6 protein-coding genes are annotated in these 22,518 nt (G+C 45.8%); all 6 read left to right on the plus strand.

Annotated features, from left to right (window positions below; genetic code table 11):
* The first annotated feature begins 10 nt into the window (after positions 1-10).
* The gene (locus B5Z18_RS32190; RefSeq protein WP_262488126.1) at positions 11-8,824 is read left to right on the plus strand and encodes a non-ribosomal peptide synthetase; all 8,814 of its coding nucleotides are present in this window, start codon (positions 11-13) and stop codon (positions 8,822-8,824) included.
* A complete protein-coding gene (locus tag B5Z18_RS32195) occupies positions 8,821-13,449 on the plus strand; it encodes a non-ribosomal peptide synthetase (RefSeq protein ID WP_079473699.1) in 4,629 nt (1,542 codons plus the stop codon). Before B5Z18_RS32190 ends, B5Z18_RS32195 begins: the two co-directional genes overlap by 4 nt.
* 54 nt (positions 13,450-13,503) lie before the next feature.
* Positions 13,504-15,360: an asparagine synthase (glutamine-hydrolyzing) gene (gene asnB / locus B5Z18_RS32200; RefSeq protein WP_079473700.1), complete on the plus strand. Its 1,857-nt coding sequence runs from the start codon at positions 13,504-13,506 to the stop codon at positions 15,358-15,360.
* A 64-nt stretch (positions 15,361-15,424) separates the two neighbouring features.
* A complete protein-coding gene (locus B5Z18_RS32205) occupies positions 15,425-16,468 on the plus strand; it encodes a cupin-like domain-containing protein (protein ID WP_079473701.1) in 1,044 nt (347 codons plus the stop codon).
* 279 nt (positions 16,469-16,747) lie between these two features.
* Positions 16,748-19,885 carry a non-ribosomal peptide synthetase gene (locus tag B5Z18_RS32210; RefSeq protein ID WP_079473702.1) on the plus strand — a complete coding sequence of 1,046 codons (3,138 nt, stop codon included), beginning with the start codon at positions 16,748-16,750 and terminating at the stop codon, positions 19,883-19,885.
* 86 nt (positions 19,886-19,971) lie between these two features.
* The coding region (locus B5Z18_RS32215) for a condensation domain-containing protein (protein WP_159454511.1) at positions 19,972-22,518 on the plus strand (2,547 nt) is incomplete at its 3' end.

Below are 22,518 nucleotides of genomic sequence, written 5' to 3' on the forward strand. Positions count from 1 at the left end.
TCTTTTGCAATTGTCTGTAACGGGGCTGTCTTTACGCTATGTTATTTTCGGGGGAGAAGCACTGAGCCCGGGGAAATTGCATTCGTGGCGGGAGATGTATCCTGGTGTTAAGCTGATTAATATGTACGGGATTACAGAAACGACGGTGCATGTTACCTATAAAGAGATCACAGAAAAAGAGATCGGCAGTAATATCAGCAACATCGGCAAACCTATCCCTACTTTATCAGTCTACCTGCTGGATGAGCATCAGCGGCTGGTTCCGGCAGGCATTACCGGAGAGTTATACGTAGGCGGATCTGGCGTTTCGAGGGGGTACCTGGGCAACGAAGCGTTAACATCTGCAAAGTTTGTCCAGGATCCGTATAAAACCGGTGGTCGGCTTTACCGCACCGGCGATCTTGGCCGTCTGCTGCCGGGTGGTGAAATTGAATACCTTGGCAGGAAAGACCACCAGGTACAGTTACGGGGTTTCCGTATAGAGCTGGGCGAAATAGCGTATGCCTTATCAGGTAACAGCCGTATTGGCGAAGTGGTGGTGGAAGCCCGTGAAAAGGAAGATGACAAATACCTGGTGGCTTATTATACTGCTGAGGAGGAAATAAGCAGTACCGCATTGCACACCTACCTGTTGGAGAAAATACCGGACTACATGGTCCCTTCTTACTTTGTTTACCTGGATCACTTCCCGCTAACCTCGAACGGCAAGCTTGACAAAGCAGCGTTACCCGTGCCGGGGGCTGGAAAACAGGATGGCGGTACTTCACCCGAAACAGAAAGTGAGAAAATAATGCTGGATGCGTGGGAAGAAGTACTTGGTACGCGTGCCATCTCTTTAACAGATAATTTCTTTGCTATAGGAGGCGATTCCATCAAGGCGATAAGGCTGCTGCCTGCCATCAGGAAACGGGCCGCCACGGGTATCGGGTTAATCGACATATTTGAATGTCCTACAATCTCCCTGTTGGCTAAACGGTTGGAAACAAAGCAGCAGGAGCCTCTTGCTGTTGCTGCTGCCAGCCAGGTTATGCAGGAGCTGGATGAGCTGAATGCCAGGTTTATGGACCGTGAAAATGTGGCGGAAGTTTTTCCGATGAGTGATATCGAAAAAGGAATGATCTATCATTCTCTGTCTGCCAGTGAAGGCGCTTTGTATCATGATCAGAGTACATTCAATGTTCGCTATATCTCATTCAACGCGGATTTGTTTCAGCGGGCCTTGCAGTTGATGGTTGAAAAGCATGGAGTACTCCGGGCTGCCTTCAATATGAGTGATTATGAAGTGCCGTTGCATGTTGTGTACAAACACATTGATGCAGCTATCCGTTTCTCTGATATCTCACACCTGGAAAAAAATGAGCAGCAATCCACTGTAATTGAATTTATGGCGTCCGACAGGCAGGCGCCCTTTAATTATGAACAGCCTCCTCTCTGGAGAATGAATATTTTCAGGTTGTCTTCCGAAAATTATTTCCTGGTATGGGTATGTCACCATTCGATTATGGATGGATGGAGTGTTGCCTCATTCATGACGGAACTCAATAACACTTATCTGAAATTATTGGCGGACCGCTCATTCCGCCCGGCAGCCATCAACGTTTCCTATAAACATTATGTGATACAGGAACTGCTTGCCAAACGTAATAAGGCGATATCCCAGTACTGGCAGGAGGAATTGCATGATGTCGCCAAACAGGAACTGGCAGATACAGGGCATGTAAAACGGCATAGTGTAGGACAGGAACAGCAACGGCTTTCAGGCGAGCTATATGAAAGACTGACCTCCTTTTCCAGGGATAAAGGGATTGGTATAAAAACAATCCTGGTGTCGGCTTACCTGGCCGTCCTGAAGATGTTTACTTATAACGACGAGGTAATTGTAGGACTGGTATCCAGCAACCGCCCCGCGGAAGAAGGCGGAGACCAGGTACTGGGCTGCTTCCTGAATACAGTGCCTTACAGGTTCAGGTTCCCCAATGAGCTTTCCTGGAACGGATTGCTGCAGCTGGTCGATAAAAAGATGACTGATGTTGGCAGGTATCAGCAGTTGTCATTATTTGATATACTTAAACTCATTGACCGCGCAGGATTTAATGAAAACCCGCTATTTGATTCGATCTTCAATTATGTGGATTTCCATATTTACAATGAGGCTTTATACGAGACTGACAGGAATGCTCCCGCAGCGATATCCGCCGACCTGGATATCAAATCTTATGCAGTTACAAATACCGATCTCGATTTTAACATCAGTACGAGGAATGGGAATTTTGAAATCAGCATAAACTACTCGACACAGAAATTCAAACAAACCTTTATTCAACGGTTCATTCAATATTTTGAAAGCGCACTGAATAATATTGTAACGTCTCCCCAGTCCCTGGTAATTACAGGCAACCTGATGAATCAAACGGAAACAGATCAGTTGCTGGTTGAATTCAATGATTCCGCTGTTGACATTGATCAGGAAGAAAATATTATTTCACTGTTCGAAAAACAGGTCGCAAAAACGCCGGATAATATTGCAGTCACATCTGGTAACATAGCCGTGACATACCTTGAACTAATGCACAAAGCCCGTCGGATCGGACTGTGCCTGAATAAAGAGCATGGTATTGGCGTAAATCACGTGGTAGGGGTACTGATGCAAAAATCGGAACGCCTGGTGTTTACTATCATGGGAATTCTACGGTCGGGCGCCTGCTATCTTCCGATTGATCCAAAAACACCTGTTGAAAGGATCAGGTTTATGGCCAGGGATAGCAAAATGAAAGTACTGATTACTGATATTCCGGAAGAAGGCGTATATAGCATAACTGATACAAACATTTTGCGGTATGATGCACTGGAACAAAGCATAAAGGATGTTCCTGTGACCGGGACTTTCCCACGGGCTTCTGCCGACGATCTGTTTTACGTGATTTATACCTCGGGGTCTACCGGAAACCCGAAAGGTGCCGCCATTAAAAATATTTCGTTCCTAAATCTGGTGAACTGGTATGTGAGGGCGCTGGATACAACCACAGCGGATAACTTTCTGCTGATAGCCCCAATCGCTTTTGACCTGGCACAGAAGAACTTTTTCGCCCCTTTAGTAACAGGAGCGAGGTTGACTTTGGCGGAGGAGATACAGCATGATTATCTTAAAATGTCAGCTACAATAGCGGCTGAAAAAGTAACCGTGGTAAATTGTGCGCCTGCAGCCTTTTATCCTTTACTGGAAGAATGTGCTCCCAATGAATATGATCGCCTCAAACACATCAGATATGTTGTATTAGGAGGAGAGAATATCAATATGGGTGCTTTTGCCGGCTGGATAAAATCCGGCCACTTCCAGGCAAAGGTCATGAACTCTTACGGTCCTACCGAATGTACGGATGTAGTGTCCTACTATGTAGTGGAAGATTATGATGTACAGAAGAATCACATTATACCGATCGGGAAGCCGGTAGACAATACCCTGTTATACATACTGGATAGTCGTCAACAGTTGCAACCGCCTGGGGTAAAAGGAGAAATTTGTATTGCAGGTATCGGTGTGTCAAAAGGATACCTGAATAATAACGATCTGACCAGCACGAAATTTTTACCCGATACCATCAGCGGGTCGGGATTAATGTATAGAACAGGCGATTTTGGCGTGTGGCTGCCTGATGGTAACATCGAGTTCCTGGGCAGAATAGACAACCAGATAAAGTTGCGTGGGTTCAGAATAGAACTGGGAGAAATCGAGAACTGCCTGCTGGAACATGAACAGGTTCAGGGAGCGGCGGTAATTATCAGGGAATTGAATGGAACAAAATCCCTGATTGCGTATTACGTATCGGCTTCACCTGTTCCCGCGGCTTCATTGCGTACTTTCCTGCAGCAACGGCTGCCGGATTATATGATTCCTGCCTTGTTTGTGCAACTGGAATCCATGCCTTTAACTCCGAACGGAAAAATAAACAGGCGTGGTTTGCCTGATCCTGAAGTTTCATCATCAGGAGCTTTTTTACCAGCCGTTACGCCGGAAGAGAAACTGCTGTCAGAAATATGGTTAAGTGTACTGGGCATCGCGCAGGTAAGCGTTACCGACAACTTCTTTTCATTGGGTGGCGATTCTATCAAATCCATACAAATTACCTCGCGTCTTCGTTCCGCAGGATATGAAACAACAATCAGGGATATCTTCGGCAGTCAGACTATCCGTGAGTTGTCGTTGAAACTGAGACGTTTGTCCGCTATCTCTTCTCAGGCAGCGGTATCCGGGAAAGTTGGGTTGACGCCGATCCAGCAATGGTTCTTCGATAGCCCGCTGGAACAAAAGCATCACTTTAACCAGTCGGTGGTGCTTCACTTCCCAGAACAGCTGGCCGCAGACCGGGTGCTTAAAATATTCGGGAAGCTGATGGATCATCATGATGCATTGCGTATGGTGTTTGAAGAACAGGAGGGTACAGTGGTTCAGCGCAACCAGGATACTGGTATGCCAGTATCACTGGAGGTGGTTGACCTGTACCGGAAAGATGACTGGCAGGCCGATTTCATATCACATTGTAATGCCCTTCAATCGGGTATCAACCTTGTCACGGGCCCGTTGTTAAAGCTCGGGCTGTTTCATGTACCGGACGGCAGTCGCCTGGTGTTGATTATTCATCACCTGGTAATCGATGGTGTTTCCTGGCGGATACTGTTCGAGGATATCGAAACATTATATCGTCAGGCTGCGCAGGGGGAGACCTTATCACTACCGTTGAAGACGGACGCCTTTCAGCAATGGTCCGCTGCTTTGTTGCCGTATGCGGAAAGTGAGGTCTTCCGGTCAGCCTGCAGGCATTGGTTCCGGATCGATGAACAACCGGTCTTCCATTTACCTAAAGATTATCCAGGTGGCCGGGGAATACAGGCATCCATACATCGTGAGGTTTTTGCCTTAGACAGTAACATTACCATGAAGCTAATACACCATGCGCAACATTTGCAGGTAAATGATATATTGTTAGCCGCTCTTTACCTGAGTATGCGCCGGCAGTATGCGGCGCCGGTACTACGCATTGACATGGAAGGTCACGGCCGTTCGGATATTGGTGGTACGGTCAATGTGAGCCGCACTATAGGCTGGTTTACGAGTATCTACCCCGTAGTACTAACCAGCAACAGCGATAACCTGGGTGTACTGATCCGCGATATCCGGGAAACACTCAGAAATGTTCCGAACGGAGGAATGGACTATCTGCTCATGCAGCAGCGCAGGCCAGGTCCGGAAGGGCAGGAGAAAGGCGGCGGAATCACGTTTAACTACCTGGGCCAGTTCGATAGTGATATTGCGGGCAGATCTTATAAGATATCTTCGGATCCTCACGGAGAAACGATCTCGCCGGAAGATGTGCGATTGTATGATTGGGATATTGTTGCAATGATCAGCTCCGGCCAGTTACAGGTACAGCTGAACTATAGCACATCACAGTACCGTCCGGATACGATAAGCTCGTTCATGAATGCGTACAGGGAATGCTTAGGTGAGATAATTGATTACTGCGGCTCCGGACAAAGGCTATTACTGTGTCCTTCGGAACTTACCTGCAAGAGTATCCCGGCAGGTCTGCTGGACGAACTACAGGAGCAGCAGGAGGTGGAAGATATTTATCCGCTGTCTCCCACACAGGAAGGAATTTTGTTTCACTCGTTATTAAATCCTGATGCAGAGGATTATCATGGTCAAACTGTTATTCATATTGAAGGGGAGCTGGATATTGCTGCGGTTGAATCGGCCATGAATGTGCTGGTCGCACGTTACGCAGTGCTACGGACACAGTTTTTACATGACCGGTACCATCGCCCGCTGCAGGTAGTACTAAAAGAAAGGAAGATGGACTTCCATTATCACGACGTGCAGGATGAATGCCTGGAATCGGGCAGGGAGCAGGTTGTGGAAGCCTACCGGAACCACGACAGGTTGAAACCTTTCCTGTTGCAGAAAGATATGCTGATGCGACTGACCGTGCTCCAAACTGGTTACAGGAAATATGAATTGATATGGAGTCACCATCATATACTGATGGATGGCTGGTGTATTGGTATTATCGTAAAGGACTTCAACGAAATTTATACGAAGCTGCAATTAAGTGAATGCCTTATTAATGCTGCTGTTAAACCATATTCCCGGTATATAGACTGGCTGGAGAGCAGAGACAGGAACGAATCTGCGCATTACTGGAAAACTTACCTGGAAGGATACGATCTGCTGGCACGTTTACCTGAAAAAGAAATTGCTGCCGGTGAAATGGTGCAGGGCAGTCACCTGATCAGTGAGTTAAAGCTGCCACAGGAAGTGGTCGCATCACTGGCGAAGGTTTCGGCCGGATATGGTGTAACAATTAACACCATTATAAGAGTGGCATGGGGTATCCTGCTTGCCCGCTTTAACAATGTGAAAGATGTGGTTTATGGCGCGGTGGTTTCAGGTCGCCCTGCGGAGATTGAAGGGGTGGAAACCATGGTTGGATTATTTATTAATACAGTCCCTGTCAGGCTTAAATTAGACCAGAACTGCAGTTTGAGCGAATTGCTGAAGGTAGCGCAGGAGGACGACCTCCGGAGCGAGCAGTATCACTACCATTCCTTATCAGAACTTCAGTCTTTCAGTAAGTTGGGCAGAAAACTGATAGATCATATCATGGTATTTGAAAATTACCCTGTTGCCAGGCAGCTGGAAGACATGTCAGCTGCAGAGAAGGACGGGAAAGGCTTTGATATCATCTCCGCAGCCTATAATGTTAAAACCAATTATAACCTTATTGTACGCATACTGCCGCAAAATGACTTTACCATACAACTCGATTTTAACCAGCACAGATACGATCAGGCTACTATTGACCAGGTGCTCAGTGGGCTGGAACATATTATTCACAGTATCGCTACCCGTCCGTCGTCCGCTCTGAGCAGTATCAGTGTGTTCGATGAGGCGGCTGAGGCCGCGATGAAAGCAACGTTTTCAGCTGACATAGAAGTAGCGCATGGCAGGATGACCATACAGGAACGACTCCACACATCATTCCGTCAACATGCCCTGAACGATGCGGTAGTATATAACGGCGTTGCGCATTCCTATGCGGAAATGGAATCAACCATCAACAGAATCGCCAATACTATTTCGTCGTTGAGGTTAGTGCCCGGTTCATTTGTGGGTGTTTTTTGCCGGAATAAATACCTGCAGGTATGTTCGATGGTAGCACTCTTAAAAGCCAGGCTGGCATTTGTACCACTGGATCCGGCTTTGCCGGATCACCGGCTGGCTGCAATGGTGAACAGTGTGCAAATGAAATTGATCCTCACTGATCAGGAATCAGAGGTGGTAGCGCAGTTACCTTTTGCCGGCTGCCCGGAGTGGCTGTCTGTTACCGGAGAGGAAGCTGAGTGTGCTTCTTCACTGTTTGAGCGGGCAAACGATTATACAATAGAGGATATTATATATGCTTACTTTACCTCCGGCACAACCGGTACCCCTAAAGGAGTGGCGGGCAGGAACGGAAGCCTTTCGCATTTCATCGGTTGGGAAATCAGTACATTGAAAGTAAAGCAGTCCTGCAGGATCAGTCAGTTCACCAGTCCGGGATTCGATGCATCCATGAGAGATATTTTCGTGGCGCTTTGTTCCGGTGGTACGCTTTGTATTCCGGATGAAGACGTCTTTGCCGACGGAGATAGCCTCATTGCCTGGATAGAGCGCGAGCGGATAAACCTGATTCATTGTGTTCCCAGTCTTTTCAAACTGATTAACACAGGCGATCTGTCCGGACCGGTTTTCCGCCAGCTGGAATGGATATTGCTGGCCGGCGAAAAGATTTTGCCCTATGAGTTGAGTGACTGGTATGCCAGGTTTGGAGACAGTATTCAGCTGATCAATCTCTATGGTGCTACAGAAACAACACTGGTAAAAGGATTTTATTTTATCAAACCAGCAGACCACCTTGCTTCCTTCATACCTGTAACTGCTATGCCGGGAGCCCAGTTTATGGTACTGGACGATACATTGAACGTTTGTCCGGAAAAAGTAAGGGGAGAAGTATATATACGTACGCCATATAGAACCGCCGGATACCTCGTGGATACCGGGATATCCAATGCCCTGTTTATACAAAATCCGTTTGCTGTAAGCAACAATGACCTGATATACAGAACAGGGGATATTGGTCGCCTGCATGAAGATGGCAAACTTGAAATTCTGGGTCGTACAGACCAGCAGATTAAAATACGCGGTATACGTATTGAGCCGGATGACCTGAAACATAATATTCTCCGGTATGATGGCATAACAGATGCAGTGGTCATGGTGAGAAGCGACAATGGTGCAGCGCCTTTTTTATGTGCGTATTATGTTACCGGACAGGAAACAGATAAATCAGACCTGAGAAAATATTTAAGCACCCTATTGCCGGGATATATGCTTCCAGCGTACCTGATTCAACTGGATCGGTTCCCCCTGTCTTCCAACGGAAAGGTGGACCGCAATGCACTGCCTCCTCCTGAAATACAACAAACAATGGATTTTGCAGCGCCTGCAGATGACGTGGAAAGAGCGCTGGTGATCATCTGGGCAGAAGTGCTGAAACTGGATGAGCAACAGATAGGGGTAAGAACAAGCTTTTTTGAGCTTGGAGGACATTCTTTGAAAGCAATTACCATGTTAAACAGGCTGAATAAAACTTTGGGGATACGGATTGCGCTAAAAGAAGTTTTTGTCAGACAGACCATAGCGGAGCTTGCATCTTATATTGGCACCATACTGCCGGCCGAACATGCGTTCGAAGGCGATGATGACGTAATTGAAATATCGTTATGAGAATAGATGAGTACATCACCCGGTTAAGAAAAGAGAATAACATTGTAATCTCTGTTGCTGATAACGATGTAAAAGTTCGTGGCGATAAGGCGGCCCTTACACAGGAAATTATTGCATCTATCAGGCGCCGGAAGCCAGAGATACTTGACTTTTTCAGTTCAGTACGTTCAGGTGAGGTGGCGCCTCCTGTTCGCATAATGTCCGGTACCGGCTGTTACCGGCTGTCGGCTGTTCAGAAACGGCTTTATTTTCTCCATGAAATGAACAGGACTTCCCTTGCTTACAATATGCCGCAGGGCGTTAGGATTGTGGGTGCGTTAGATGTGCTGAAGCTGGAGGATAGCTTCAGGCAGCTGATTGGCAGGCATGAAGCTTTACGGACACAATTTGACGTGGTGGATGGAGAAATAGTGCAAAGCGTGTTGGCGGCACCCGTTTTTTCCATAGAACACTATAAGCAGGAGCACAACGATATGCAGACAAAGGTACAGGGATTTATCCGGCCCTTCGACCTGAAGCACGCCCCTCTTATCAGGGTGGGGCTTTTTGAATCTGAGGTGGAAAAAATACTGATTGTAGATATTCATCACATCATTTCTGATGGAATATCCAACAGTGTGCTTATGCAGGAATTCCTCTCCCTGTATAATGATCAGCTGTTGCCCGGGGTGAGATTGCAGTATAAAGATTATGCGGAATGGCAACAGAATAAGATAAAGGAAGAGCAAGTACAGCAGCAGCGGGTGTTCTGGAGTAATAAATTTTCGCCCGTTCCCCCGGTGATCGATCTGCCGTACAATTTTTCAAGACCGCTTCATAAGACCTATAAAGGAAGCGCAGTCATTTTTCAGTTAGATGAACTGCAGTCGGCCAGGCTGAGGAGTATAGCCAGGGAGGAGCATACTACTATATTCATGCTGCTGCTGGCTGTGTATAATATTCTGCTCAGTAAACTGACGAACCAGGAAGATATCGTAGTAGGTACTCCAACTTCCGGCAGGTTTCACGAAGACGTGGAAAGGACAATTGGCCCCTTTGTCAATACGATTGCATTGAGAAACTTTCCCCGTGAGGATCGCTCTTTCCGGGACTTCCTGCAGGAGATAAAATCAACAGCAATTGAGGCTTTCGATCACCAGGACTGGGATTATGAAATGCTGGTAAGAGACCTGGAGATAGATAGGAGCAGCGGCCGTAATCCCCTGTTTGATGTTTTTATGGCGGTGCAGAACTTTGAACAACAGGAGTTTTCACTGCCAGGGATGAAATTGTCGAGGCTCAAAGCAACAAAGGAAATTTCCAAATTCGACCTCTCTCTATTAGTGACAGAACACCAGTCCATATTTACTTTTGAGTTTGAGTATGCGGCAGATTTATTTGAAAGGCAGACGATTGAAAGATGGGCAGGCTATTTTCAGCAGATAATCAATGAGGTAGTCAATAATGTCAACATCAGCCTGGCAAACATTGAAATGGTTCCCCCTGATGAGCAGCACCTGCTGCTTCACCGGTTTAATGATACCGCCACAGCCTACCCCAATAAGACCATTACCGCGGTATTTGATGAGCAGGTGAGAAAAACGCCGGATAATATTGCGCTTCGTTTTCATAATGGGAGCAATACTTACCTGGAACTCCAGGAAAGAGTTGACAAAACAGCCCGTTACCTGAGTGAAGTAAAAGGTCTGAAGAAAGGAGAGCTGGTTGGGGTAATGATGGATCGCAATGAGTGGCTGATACCGGCTGTATTTGGTATCCTTAAAGCTGGTGGTGTGTATGTTCCGGTTGATCCGGGCCATCCTGCGCAAAGGATAAAATCTGTTTTAAAAGACGCAGGTATTCACATGGTATTGGCCTGGAATCCTTCCGGCGACATGCAATGCAGCAGTGATTACCAGCTGCTGGATCTGAACAGGGTAATTCCTGAGATACTTTCACAACAGGCCGGATTTGAAAATGCGGGGTTATCAGGTCAGGATCTTGCCTATATTATATTTACATCTGGTTCTACCGGAAAACCCAAAGGGGTGATGATTGAACATCATTCAGTTATCAACCGCCTATACTGGATGCAAAAGGAATACCCGCTCCGGGAAGAGAGTGTGCTGCTGCAGAAAACGCCGCTGGTATTTGATGTTTCCGTTTGGGAACTCTTCTGGTGGGCATTTACCGGTGCTTCGCTTTGCCTGCTGGAGCCGGGAGCAGAAAAGGAACCCGCGAAAATAGTTGCCGCCATATCCGAAAATGGCGTGACAACCATACATTTTGTTCCATCTATGTTGAGTGCCTTTCTCCCGGTGCTGGATGCCTCATTCGATTTTACCCGCCTGCATACCCTGAAACAGGTATTTTCAAGTGGGGAGGAGTTGAAGGCCGAACATGTTGGCATGTTCCGGGATTCTTTATTCAGGAATTGTGGCAGCTCACTGATTAATTTATACGGTCCTACAGAGGCAACGGTGGACGTTACGCACTACAACTGCACGATGGAGGAAACATCGAAGCCTGTGCCGATAGGTAAGCCCATTGATAACACCAGGCTATATATACTCACTGCAAATGGTAAACCTGCACCGGTAGGAGTTGCCGGTGAACTGCACATAGCAGGTGCGGGGCTGGCCAGGGGATACCTGAATAATCCGGAGCTGACAGATTCAAAATTTATACAGCACCCTGTTATAAAAGGGGAAAGGATTTATAAAACAGGAGACCTTGCAAGATGGACTCCCGATGGTAATGTGGAGTTTTTGTGCAGGATCGATAACCAGGTAAAGGTGAGGGGGATCAGGATAGAACCCGGGGAAATAGAAAATCAACTGCTTTTACCAGGTATGCTGAAAGAGGTAGCGGTGACCGTAAAAGAAAGAGGAAACGACAAAATCCTGGTAGCTTATTATACTGCAGGAGATCAGATCAATGAAACCCAGTTAAGAGACTTTTTGAAAGGACAGTTGCCTGGTTATATGATCCCGGGGGCTTTCGTACAGCTGGAACAGATGCCGCTGACAGCCAGCGGTAAATTGGACAGGAAGGCTTTGCCGGATCCTGAATTCCTGCCATCAGAAGGATATGCGCCGCCGGCGAATGCAATGGAGGAAAAAATGATCGTAGTTTGGGCGGACGTTTTGCACCTGGAGAAAAATAATGTGGGGGTGGAAGACAACTTCTTCGCTATCGGCGGACACTCCATTATCGCCCATCGCTTAATTAACGCCATTAACAGTACATTTTCTTCGGTAGTTACTTTAAGGGATATTTTCGAACATCCCACCGTAAGAGGGCTTACCAGCCTTATTGAGAACCATCATAGAAATCTCCTGCCTGCTTTTATAAGAGCTGGTGAAGAACCTTTTTACCCGGCTTCTGCGGCGCAGCGCCGGTTGTATTATGAACAGGTGTCCCGGAGAGACAGCCTTGCTTATAACATCAACAGTGCCTACAAGCTGGAAGGGGAGATAGATCCTGACAAATTACAGAAGACGTTTGAATACCTGATCCGGCGGCATGAAGCATTGAGAACCTGCCTGTTTATTGCAGATGATATAGTGGTTCAACAAGTGGAAGAAGTGGTAACGTTCAGGATTTCCAGGCTGGACGCAGGGAAATATAACGATGCCGCCGCCGCGTTGGCTGATTTTGTCAAACCGCATGATTTGTCCAGCCCTCCGCTGCTAAGAGTAGGTCTGTTAGAGGACGAAAGATTGGGGAATATTTTGTTGATTGACATACATCATATTGTGTGTGATGGCATTTCACTTAACATTTTAATGAATGAATTTAAGTTGGCGTATAAGGGTGAAGAACTGAAACATCTCCCCTACAGGTATATCGACTACGCAGTATGGCAGCACGCTGATGGAGGTGCGCATACGGCTCAAAGGGAATTCTGGAAGAGGCAGTTGTCTGGTGAGCTGCGTGCTCCCGATCTGCCGGTGATGATGAACAGGGATAAAGTGACTGTTTACACCGCCGCCAGCAGCGAGCTGGTACTTGATCATGAACTTTATGCCCGGATCAGGGAATTTACTGCCAGTGTAAACGTATCGGAATTTATGTTCCTGCTCTCCGTGTATTATATCCTGTTAGCAAGGGTGTCGGGTAATACCGATATGATAGTCGGGTCTGACACAATTGGCAGGAACAGACCTGACTTTCGCGATATAGTCGGCACATTTGTAAATGAGCTGCCACTGAGAGTGCAGGTAGAAAGGGAATTGCCATATGACAGATTTTTAGCAGCGGTGAAGGATTGCGTTCTAAATGCATTTGACAACCAGGATTTTCAATTTGATGAGATGTTGTCGCTGATAAAAAGAGATAAACATGAAAAGCTTATTCATATTCATTTTTCCTATGCAAACTTTCTTGACAATGAGGTGGAGCTGGATCAGCTGGCGTTCACTACAATAGACACGAGGAAGGAACGGAGACTAACCCAGTACGAACTCAAAGCGGAAGTATACCCCGATAAGGGAGAAGGTATCCGCATTGTATTTGTGTACAGTAGAGAGTTGTATGAACATGCCACTATTCAGATATTTATGCGGTACTACCAGAATATCCTGGTGAATGTTCTCAATAATCCCCATGGTCGTATCCTGGATATAAATATGAAAAAATCCTGAATGTACCTGTTGGCATTTCTATTTAAACTCACAAAAAATTAAATTCTTCAGCAAATGTGTGGTATCTGCGGATTTATAAATTTTAAACGCCCGGCATCCGGAAATGATCAGGCTATTGTTCAGCACATGAATGCGCAGTTGATCCATAGGGGGCCGGATGCACAGGACACGCTGGTGTCCGGAAACCTTGCCTTCGGATTTAGCCGGTTAAGTATTATTGGATTGGAAAACGGGATGCAGCCCATTCACAATGAGGACAACTCTGTTGTACTTATATGCAATGGGGAGATATTCAATTACATTGAAATCAGGAAGGAATTGATGGAGAAAGGGCATCGTTTTGCCACCGGTTCCGATGTGGAGGTAATCGTTCATTTGTATGAGGAATACGGCATGGAATTTTTGAATATGCTCAATGGACAGTTTGCTTTTGCACTTTATGACAAGAAGTCCGGCTCGCTTTTCTGTGCCAGGGATCATATGGGTATTATTCCTTTCTTCTATACAAAAACGGGTAACAGTTTCATTTTCGGATCGGAGATAAAAGCCATTTTAAAACATCCGGATGCTCCACGCCAGGTGGATTTTGTAGGGCTTGACCAGGTATTGACGTTTGCAGGATTAATTAGCCCCAGAACCATGTTCCGGGATATTTACAGCCTGGAGAACGGACACTACCTGGAAATTGGTGCCAGCGGAAGTTTGACAAAACACGAATACTGGGACCTTGTTTATCCCGAACAGCATGCAGACATCCCGGTTCAGCATGAAGCATGGTATATTGACCAGCTGGAGTCGCTGTTCGAGGCTTCCTTAAAATTGCGCTTACGCTCCGATGTTCCTGTTGGACTCTATCTCAGCGGGGGACTGGATTCTTCCATGATCCTGATGAAGATGCGACACCTGCAGCCTTCTATGCACATAGATGCGTTTTCAATAGATTTCGTGGAATCCGGTTTGTCAGAGTCAATGTACCAGCGGTTGGTGGCGGATCGTGCCAATGCCCGGCTGAGCCAGAAGACTTTTTTTTATGATGATATAAGCCAGCGCCTGAAACATGCGGTGTATCATTGTGAATGTCCTGTAAAGGAAACCTATAATACAGCTTCGCTTTCCTTATCTGAGGCTGCGGGTGGGGCAGGGGTAAAGGTCATATTATCCGGTGAAGGTTCGGATGAATTGTTTGCCGGCTATGTGGGTTACCGTTTTGATAAAATGAGGCAGGAGAACGGAGGTGGAAGCCCGGCTACGATGGCTGAAGAGCGCTTGAGGCATCATGTCTGGAATGACAGCAATTTTTTTTACGAGCGTGATTTTCTCCAGTTTAACAAAGTGAAGAAGCAATTATATTCCGAAGAACTCAGGGCCATTTTTGACGACATTGACTGTCTTCAGCACCCTGTTGTGAATACAGACCGGATCAGGAACAGGGATGTGCTGCATAAAAGGGCCTACATAGATTATAAGCTGCGGCTGGTGGATCATCTGATCTCAGATCACGGAGACAGGATGGCGCTGGCGAATTCAGTGGAAGTAAGATATCCGTTCCTGGACAAAGACCTGGTAGAGTTTTCTACCAGGATACCCGCTCAATTGAAATTAAAGGATTATACGGAGAAATATATACTGAAGAAAATGGCGGAGCGGTTTGTTCCGCAAAAGGTGGTGGACCGGGAGAAATTTGGTTTTGTGGCGCCCGGAAGTCCCTACCTGATACAACGGAATATCGCGTATATCAATGAACTGTTGTCTTTTGAAACAATTAAGAGACAAGGTGTTTTTGATCCGGCAGAAGTGCAGCGGCTTGTCAATATTTACAAACAACCAGGTTTTTATGTCAATGCGCCATTTGAAGATGATTTGTTAATGACCGTTATCTCATTTGGCATTTTGCATGATTTATATTTTTAGTGTCAGTCCAACTTTAAGCGGACTATGAAATCGCCTGTTCATCACCATCAAAATATATAATGCTATGAAAATCGCAGGAAACATCGACACCGTCAGCGTTTTATCTGACGCAGATTTTAATACATTCTACTATAACAGGAAGCCGGTAGTAATCAAAGGTGGCCTGGAAGGCACCACCTGCTTCAGTAAATGGTCAGTTAATTATCTGAAGGAAAAGATCGGATCAACCACGGTGCGGGTGGCCTATACGGAGAAGGGCAGTTATAACTATGCTATCCGGGAAGTTAAGTGGATCGGCGGCCCTTTCGATGAAGTATCCGATTTATTTACCTTACCAGCCAGCAAGGGAACCTCTTATTACCTGGCGCAGCTATCAATACCGGGATTCTTTCCAATGCTGATGGATGATCTTGAAATACCTGCATTCATCCGGGATGGAGACATCCTGGATAAGGTAAATTTATGGATGGGAGGAGCCGGTTGCGATTCAGGACTGCACTATGATAACAGTCATAATTTCTTTTACCAGGTTTGCGGAAGAAAAGATATGGTGTTATTTTCTCCGGAAGATACACCGTTATTGTATCCAAGTCAGCTGCCGGGTAAGTGGCATATGAGTGAAGTGGAGCTGCATGATGCAGATGTAGAACAATTTCCACTCTTTTTACAGGCGCAGCCTTATCATTGCATTGTTGAACCGGGTGATATTATTTATATACCCACAGGCTGGTGGCACAATGTGTTATCACTTGATATGTCCGTCAGCGTTAATTTCTGGTGGCACCGGTTTGACATTCCTATTGGAAAGGGCATTGATATGTTTAGTGTTCCGGAGTTGTCATCTTTTCTGCAACGCTTCCTGCAGAAAGGGGTGGATATAGATCAGCCTGATGCTGAGGGCGAATCATTGTTGATGCGCGCAGTAGATAAGGGGCATGTGAATTTCGTTGATGCCTTGCTTCGTAACGGCGCCAGCCTGGCGTCTGTTAACCGCAAAGGGGAGTCTCCTGTTGAATGTGCGCAGAAGAATGGACGCAGGGATATCGCAGGACTATTATTGAAACATGCTGAGCAGGAAGCGAATATAAAAAAATTAGAAAAGCATTAAAATATTTTCGAAAACCTGAAGTAAATAATTATATTGTGAAAAGATAGGCAAATACTTTTCATTAAGTCCTTATTTTTGTTTTGTTGTTAACTGTAACTTGTGACAACCTTTAGCGAAGCTATATTTGCCTGAATATTCAACTGAAACCTTATTACTTTATTAACCCGGGACTATGCCAGGCCAAACCTGCCTGAAGCTGTAGCACACGCTTCTCTTTACAGACGCAACATACCATGTTGCTGAAAGTTTGTAAATCTGTTTTCCCATAATAATTTTATCATGATTCTACAAGCGGAATTAAACAAGAGTCTGCGTGCCCATGCAGGCAAAATTGCGATTGAAGTAGACGAGGAGAAAATATCATACTCCAGGTTGTTATCCATCTCTGATAAAATCTCCAGCTTTTTTATACAGCGGGCATGCCCGGCCGACACCATCGTTGCGGTGGTTACCGACAACAGGCTGCTGAATATTTATGCCATGATTGGCATATTCAATGCCAGATGCGTGTATGTTCCTATCGACGCATCGCTTCCCCGGAAAAGAATGCAGGCCGTCCTGGATGAGCTGCAACCTGCTTTTCTGATCACTTCCACCACAGACAACATCGCCGCCACGTTTGGCAGTTATTGTTCCGCCCGGGTTATCCTTGCGGAGGAACTGCTGGCATCCACCACGGACAACATTGGGCAGCCGTTGCACTACCCGGCCTTTCAGGAAAATGACAGTATATATGTATACTTTACGTCTGGCTCTTCCGGGATACCTAAAGGTATTGTTGGCAGGAACGGTAGCCTGATACAATTTTTGCAGTGGGAAACAGGCACGTTCCAGGTTACTGCAGGCAGCAGGTTCAGTCAGTTCATCAGTCCCTACTTCGATGCATATCTCCGGGATATTCTTGCACCGCTGCTGACAGGTGGTACGATCTGCATTCCGCCTCCTAAACAGGACATTTCATTGCCGGAACAAATGGTTGCCTGGATAAATGATGCTGGTATACAGTATATTCATTGTGTACCCAGTTTGTTCAGGATAATAAGTTCAGCGGCATTATCACCGGATCTTTTCCGGCACCTGAAATATTGTTTGCTGTCGGGAGAAAGAATTAACCCATTGGAATTGCGGGGATGGTATGAGGTGTTTGGCGCCCGCATCCAACTCGTGAATTTGTATGGTCCAACAGAAGCCACCATGATAAAATCCTGCTACCGGATTACGCCAGAAGATGTAAACGCTGCAAGGATTTCAGTGGGTACTGCTATGGACGGTGCAGCACTGTTGATCCTGGATGAGAACCTGGAATCTTGTGATCCGCTTATAGTGGGCGATCTGTACATTGCTTCTGCTTATCTCACAAAAGGATACCTGAATAATCCGGAGTTGACTGCGCAGAAATTCCTGACTTTCAGGACTGCCGCCGGAGACGAAACTGCCATCTATAAAACAGGAGACAGGGCACGGTTGATGCCCGATGGAAATATAGACCTGATTGGGCGGGAAGACCGCCAGGTGAAAATAAGAGGAATCAGGATTGAACTGGATGAAATTGAGTATATGCTTCTGACAAGCCCCTTTATAAAGGAGGCAGTAGTGACAAAGCATGCAGGAGAAAATATTGATGATACACTGGTTGCCTATGTCACCAGGAAAAATTTTCAGGAAGATGCACAACAGCTTTCTGACGCTGCCATGAAACATTTGCAGGAACTGATGCCTGCATCCATGCTGCCCGCGTCCATTGTAGAAATAAGTGAGCTTCCGTTGTTACGCAACGGAAAGGTAGACTACCAGGCGCTGCAAAGTAAAATAGTAACCCGGGAAATTTCTGTCCCGGAGAATGAACTGGAAGAAAAAATACTGGAGATATGGAAAGATATTTTAGCAGATAAATCGATATCTGTTAATGAGAATTTTTACCGCATTGGGGGAAATTCATTAAGTATAATGAGATTGTCATCCAGGCTCTTCAAAGAATTTGGTGTCAGGGTTTCTTTAAGTGAGCTGTTTGAAAATCTTACGATAAAGAAACAGGCAACCCTTGTCGGATCACTGATGAAGGATGATGTATTAATTATACCCAAAGCAGATGTAAAGCCGGCCTATCATGCCTCTGCCGCCCAGCGCCGTGTTTATGCCAGTTATCAGCTGGATAGAAAAGTGACGTCCTATAATCTTCCTATGGCCTGGGATGTTTCCCAATCATTCGACCAGGACAGAATTGAACAGGCGCTGCATGCACTTGTGAAAAGACATGATGGCCTGAGAACCGAATTCCATATCAGGGATGGGGAGCTCTATCAGCATCTCCATGATAAAGTAAATTTCTCCCTGGAGCATATTACCACATCTGCTCCCGACCTTCATAATATTATTTTAAAACTTATACTTCCGTTTGAACTGGATAAAGCCCCCCTTTTCCGCTGTACACTTATTCACCAGGAAGGCGGCCGGAAAATACTGGTAATAGATTGTCATCACATCATCTGTGACGGCATCTCAAAGAAAATTCTTCATCACGACTTTTTGAACAGCTATTACGGTAAGCACCTGCCCGAACTGGAAATACAGTATAAGGACTATTCCGAATGGGAGCATAAATTCCGGCTTACGGAAGAATACCTCTCGCACAGGGAGTTTTGGCTGAAGACATTTGAAGACGGTGTACCGAGACTTACGCTTCCTGTAACAAAAGAGATCATCGATGGAGTATCTCATTATGGAGGAAATGTTACGCTCAAAATTGATAATGATCTTTTAAAGCCGTTTACTGATTTTCTGAAAGAACAACATGTAACCTCATTTTCAGGATTTTTTACTGTATATTTTTTGTTCCTCTCCCAGCTTTCCGGCCAGGAAGACATCGTTGTGGGAACCGCTGCTTCCGGCAGAATGCAGGAGGAAACAGAAAATGTGGTAGGCATGTTCGTGAAGATGCTGCCGGTCCGCTACCAGATAAATCCGTATACCCCGTTTAAAGATGCAGTCGCTGAATTACATAATTATATGCTGCAAGCCAACAGCAGGCAGATATATGATCTGGGAGATATTGTAAGAGAGCTGAATAATAACAGGATCAATCCGGTTAAGAGCCTTTTTGATGTGGCTTTCGTTTTCCAGAACTTTGAGGACAGGAAGGACCGGCAGCAAGACGGGTTTGTTATATACCCGTTTGAAAACAACAGCTCCAAATATCCACTGACACTGTATGTATATGACAGCGATCAGTCATTTACTTTCCGTTTCGAATATTCTTCTGACTATTTTACAAGACCCGATATAATATTGCTGGCCCAACAGTTCAAAGCATTGCTGGAGAACGTGGTGGGCAGGCTGGATGAAGATCTTGCCAGTATCATTCAAAGCTCGGATCAGGCAATAGATCTGATGGAGGATGATATATCTTTCAATTTTTAACCCGGTACCCCTCTCTCTTTGCCGCAGTTTATCCTGGCTGCAATGTGCTTTACCCTAAAATGTATCTGGCCATGTCTGAAAATTCTATGTTAAATATTAAAGCTTTAGAGTCCAACAAAAATATATCTGCCAGGAATTACTGGAAGCAGCGATTAAAGAACTTCAGGGCTGAAAACTGCTTCGATGGCGCTACCGACGATCAGCAGCTGCCTTCAGGGAATACCTATGGGGTTTATACAGTGGAAATACCCCGGCATGTCAGCGGGAACCTGAACGGTATTGCCTCGTCAGATAAAGCGAAGCATATTGTGCTGTTGTCTGCGCTGTCAGTACTGATACAAAAATATTCATCGACCGGCAAAGTATTGCTGTTTACCCATACTTATTCGGAAGAAGAGAAACAGGATGCAGGAAAAGGCATCATACCCGTGGGTATTGACATTGCCCCCGACACAGATTTTAGCACGCTGGTCAACACTGTTAAGGAAAATTTATTCAGCGATTTCCGGCACGCCAGGTATCCGCTGGAAAGAATCCTGGCGGGTAGTCCGGCTATCAAACGCATATCAGGTGTAGGTTTGGGTATGAAAGGTATTGCTTTACCAATCGATGTCAATGGCTGCTCACTGGACCTTTACTTTTCTTTTCATGCAGAAGAAGACCAGAAGCTGGATGTGTGGTATCATCATAGCAGGTTCACTTACAACTTTGTTCAGAATATTACGGCTGTTTTTTTGAGCCTGCTTTCCAGGATTACGCAGAACAGCAGGAATTCCCTGCAAAACATCCCGCTGCTCACTGAACAGGAGCGGTTGCAGGTATTCAATGAGTTGACGGTGTTCGGCAATCATGCTTCCCAGGCAGAGTCAGTCCTGGTACGCACATCTTATCACCAGGAAAGATTATGGTTTATTGATAAATTCGAGAAGGACTACCTGTACAATGGAAGCCCCGTTTATCATAATATTCCTTTAGAGATTGGCCTGAAAGGAACGTTGAATGTTGAATGGCTGGAAGAAAGTATTAATAGCGTAATAAGACATTATTCCGCACTCCGTACCTGTTTTGTTGAGGTGAAAGACATCATCTTCCAGCAACCTGTAAATGATGCCGGTATACAGCTGGAAAAAAGGACCCACCGGCACAAAGGCAGCTCCCTGGAAGCTGAAATTACATCGGAAAGAGACAAGCCTTTTGATCCGGCCACCCCCCCGGTAAGGGCCGTGCTGTTTGAAACAGACACAGATAGCTATAAGCTGCTGCTCATTTTTCATCACCTGGTAGTGGACAGGCACGCTACGTTACAGGTAGCGCGGGATATTTTAGAAAACTACCGCAGAAGATCACAAGGGGAACTTTTCCTGGAAGAAACAGAGAGATTGCGCTATGCACAGTTTTCGGAATGGCAGCGGGGACCCTTATCTAAATTGTATTTTTATCTTTTCCCTTACTGGAAACAACGGTTGGGAACAAGGCTTAAAGCATTGGAGTTACCAACAGACCGTCCACGGTCTGCTGTACATATTTATAAAGGGGCGGCAATTGATGTCAGTTTATCTCAGCACATTTCTTCCCAGGTGCTGCGTTATGCAGAGCAGCGGCTTATTTCACCCCGGCTGATCTTAATGGCGGCTTTTAAAATCTTACTCTATAAATATGTTCAGCACGAAGAAATTGTTATTGGTACCAGTACTGATAGCAGGAACAATGGCGTATTAAAGGACGTTGTAGGGCCGTTGGCCAATCTGCTGCCTGTACGTAGCCAGATATTTCCCTCAGATAGTTTCCAGGAATACCTGACAAGGCTTAACAACCAGTTTAATGCGGATCTGTCGCATAGCGATATCCCTTTTGATAAGCTGGTAAGCTATCTGGCTCCTGAAAAAGATATGAGCAGAACAGCATTGTTTGATGTGTTGTTCCAGTATGAAAATAAATCTTACGAAATTCCCCGGATTGACGATCTGCATATTGATTTATTCGAGAACAACTATGGGTATGGCAAGTATGATCTCAGTCTTTTGCTGCTTCAATCAGAAGATGGGGTTGAAGGTAAGATGCTGTATAACTCGGAATACTTCGACCAGGCTTCTGTTGAGTTAATGATGCAACGCTTTTCCAGGTTGTTGGGTAGCTTGCTCCTGCAACCTTCGCGGCAATTATGGGAGATAGATATCCTGGATGATGTGGAAAAGAAAGGCTTGCTGGATAGCCTGGACTATACCAACAGCCACTACCCTGAAGATAAAACGATACTTGATCTGTTTGATGAACAGGTAACAAAATGGCCTGGGAATACAGCCGTACAATATGAAGGCGTCGCTATTACCTATGCACAGCTGGATGAACAGGCCGGTCAGGTGGCCGCGCAGCTAACGGCGCGTGGAGTGAAAGCGGATGCCGTAGTAGGTCTTTTGATGGACCGTTCGATAGAGATGGTAGTAGGCATGCTGGGTATTCTGAAAGCCGGTGGCGCCTATTTGCCGGTTGATATTACCTATCCTGAAGAAAGGAGGAATTATCTGCTGGATAATAGTCAGACCCGGTTGGTGCTGACAACAAATGAATTTGCCGGCCTGGTAAAGCCTGGTATATCGGTGGTACTGATAGAAGACAGGGAGCCGTTCAACGGT

Origin of the sequence: Chitinophaga ginsengisegetis (genome assembly GCF_900168065.1) — a bacterium.
Classification (GTDB): domain Bacteria; phylum Bacteroidota; class Bacteroidia; order Chitinophagales; family Chitinophagaceae; genus Chitinophaga; species Chitinophaga ginsengisegetis.

Excerpts from the sequence above, each read along its gene's own strand:
- B5Z18_RS32195 (WP_079473699.1), top strand. The coding sequence starts at position 8,821 with ATGAGAATAGATGAGTACATCACCCGGTTAAGAAAAGAGAATAACATT.
- asnB (WP_079473700.1), top strand. The coding sequence starts at position 13,504 with ATGTGTGGTATCTGCGGATTTATAAATTTTAAACGCCCGGCATCCGGA.
- B5Z18_RS32205 (WP_079473701.1), top strand. The coding sequence starts at position 15,425 with ATGAAAATCGCAGGAAACATCGACACCGTCAGCGTTTTATCTGACGCA.
- B5Z18_RS32210 (WP_079473702.1), top strand. The coding sequence starts at position 16,748 with ATGATTCTACAAGCGGAATTAAACAAGAGTCTGCGTGCCCATGCAGGC.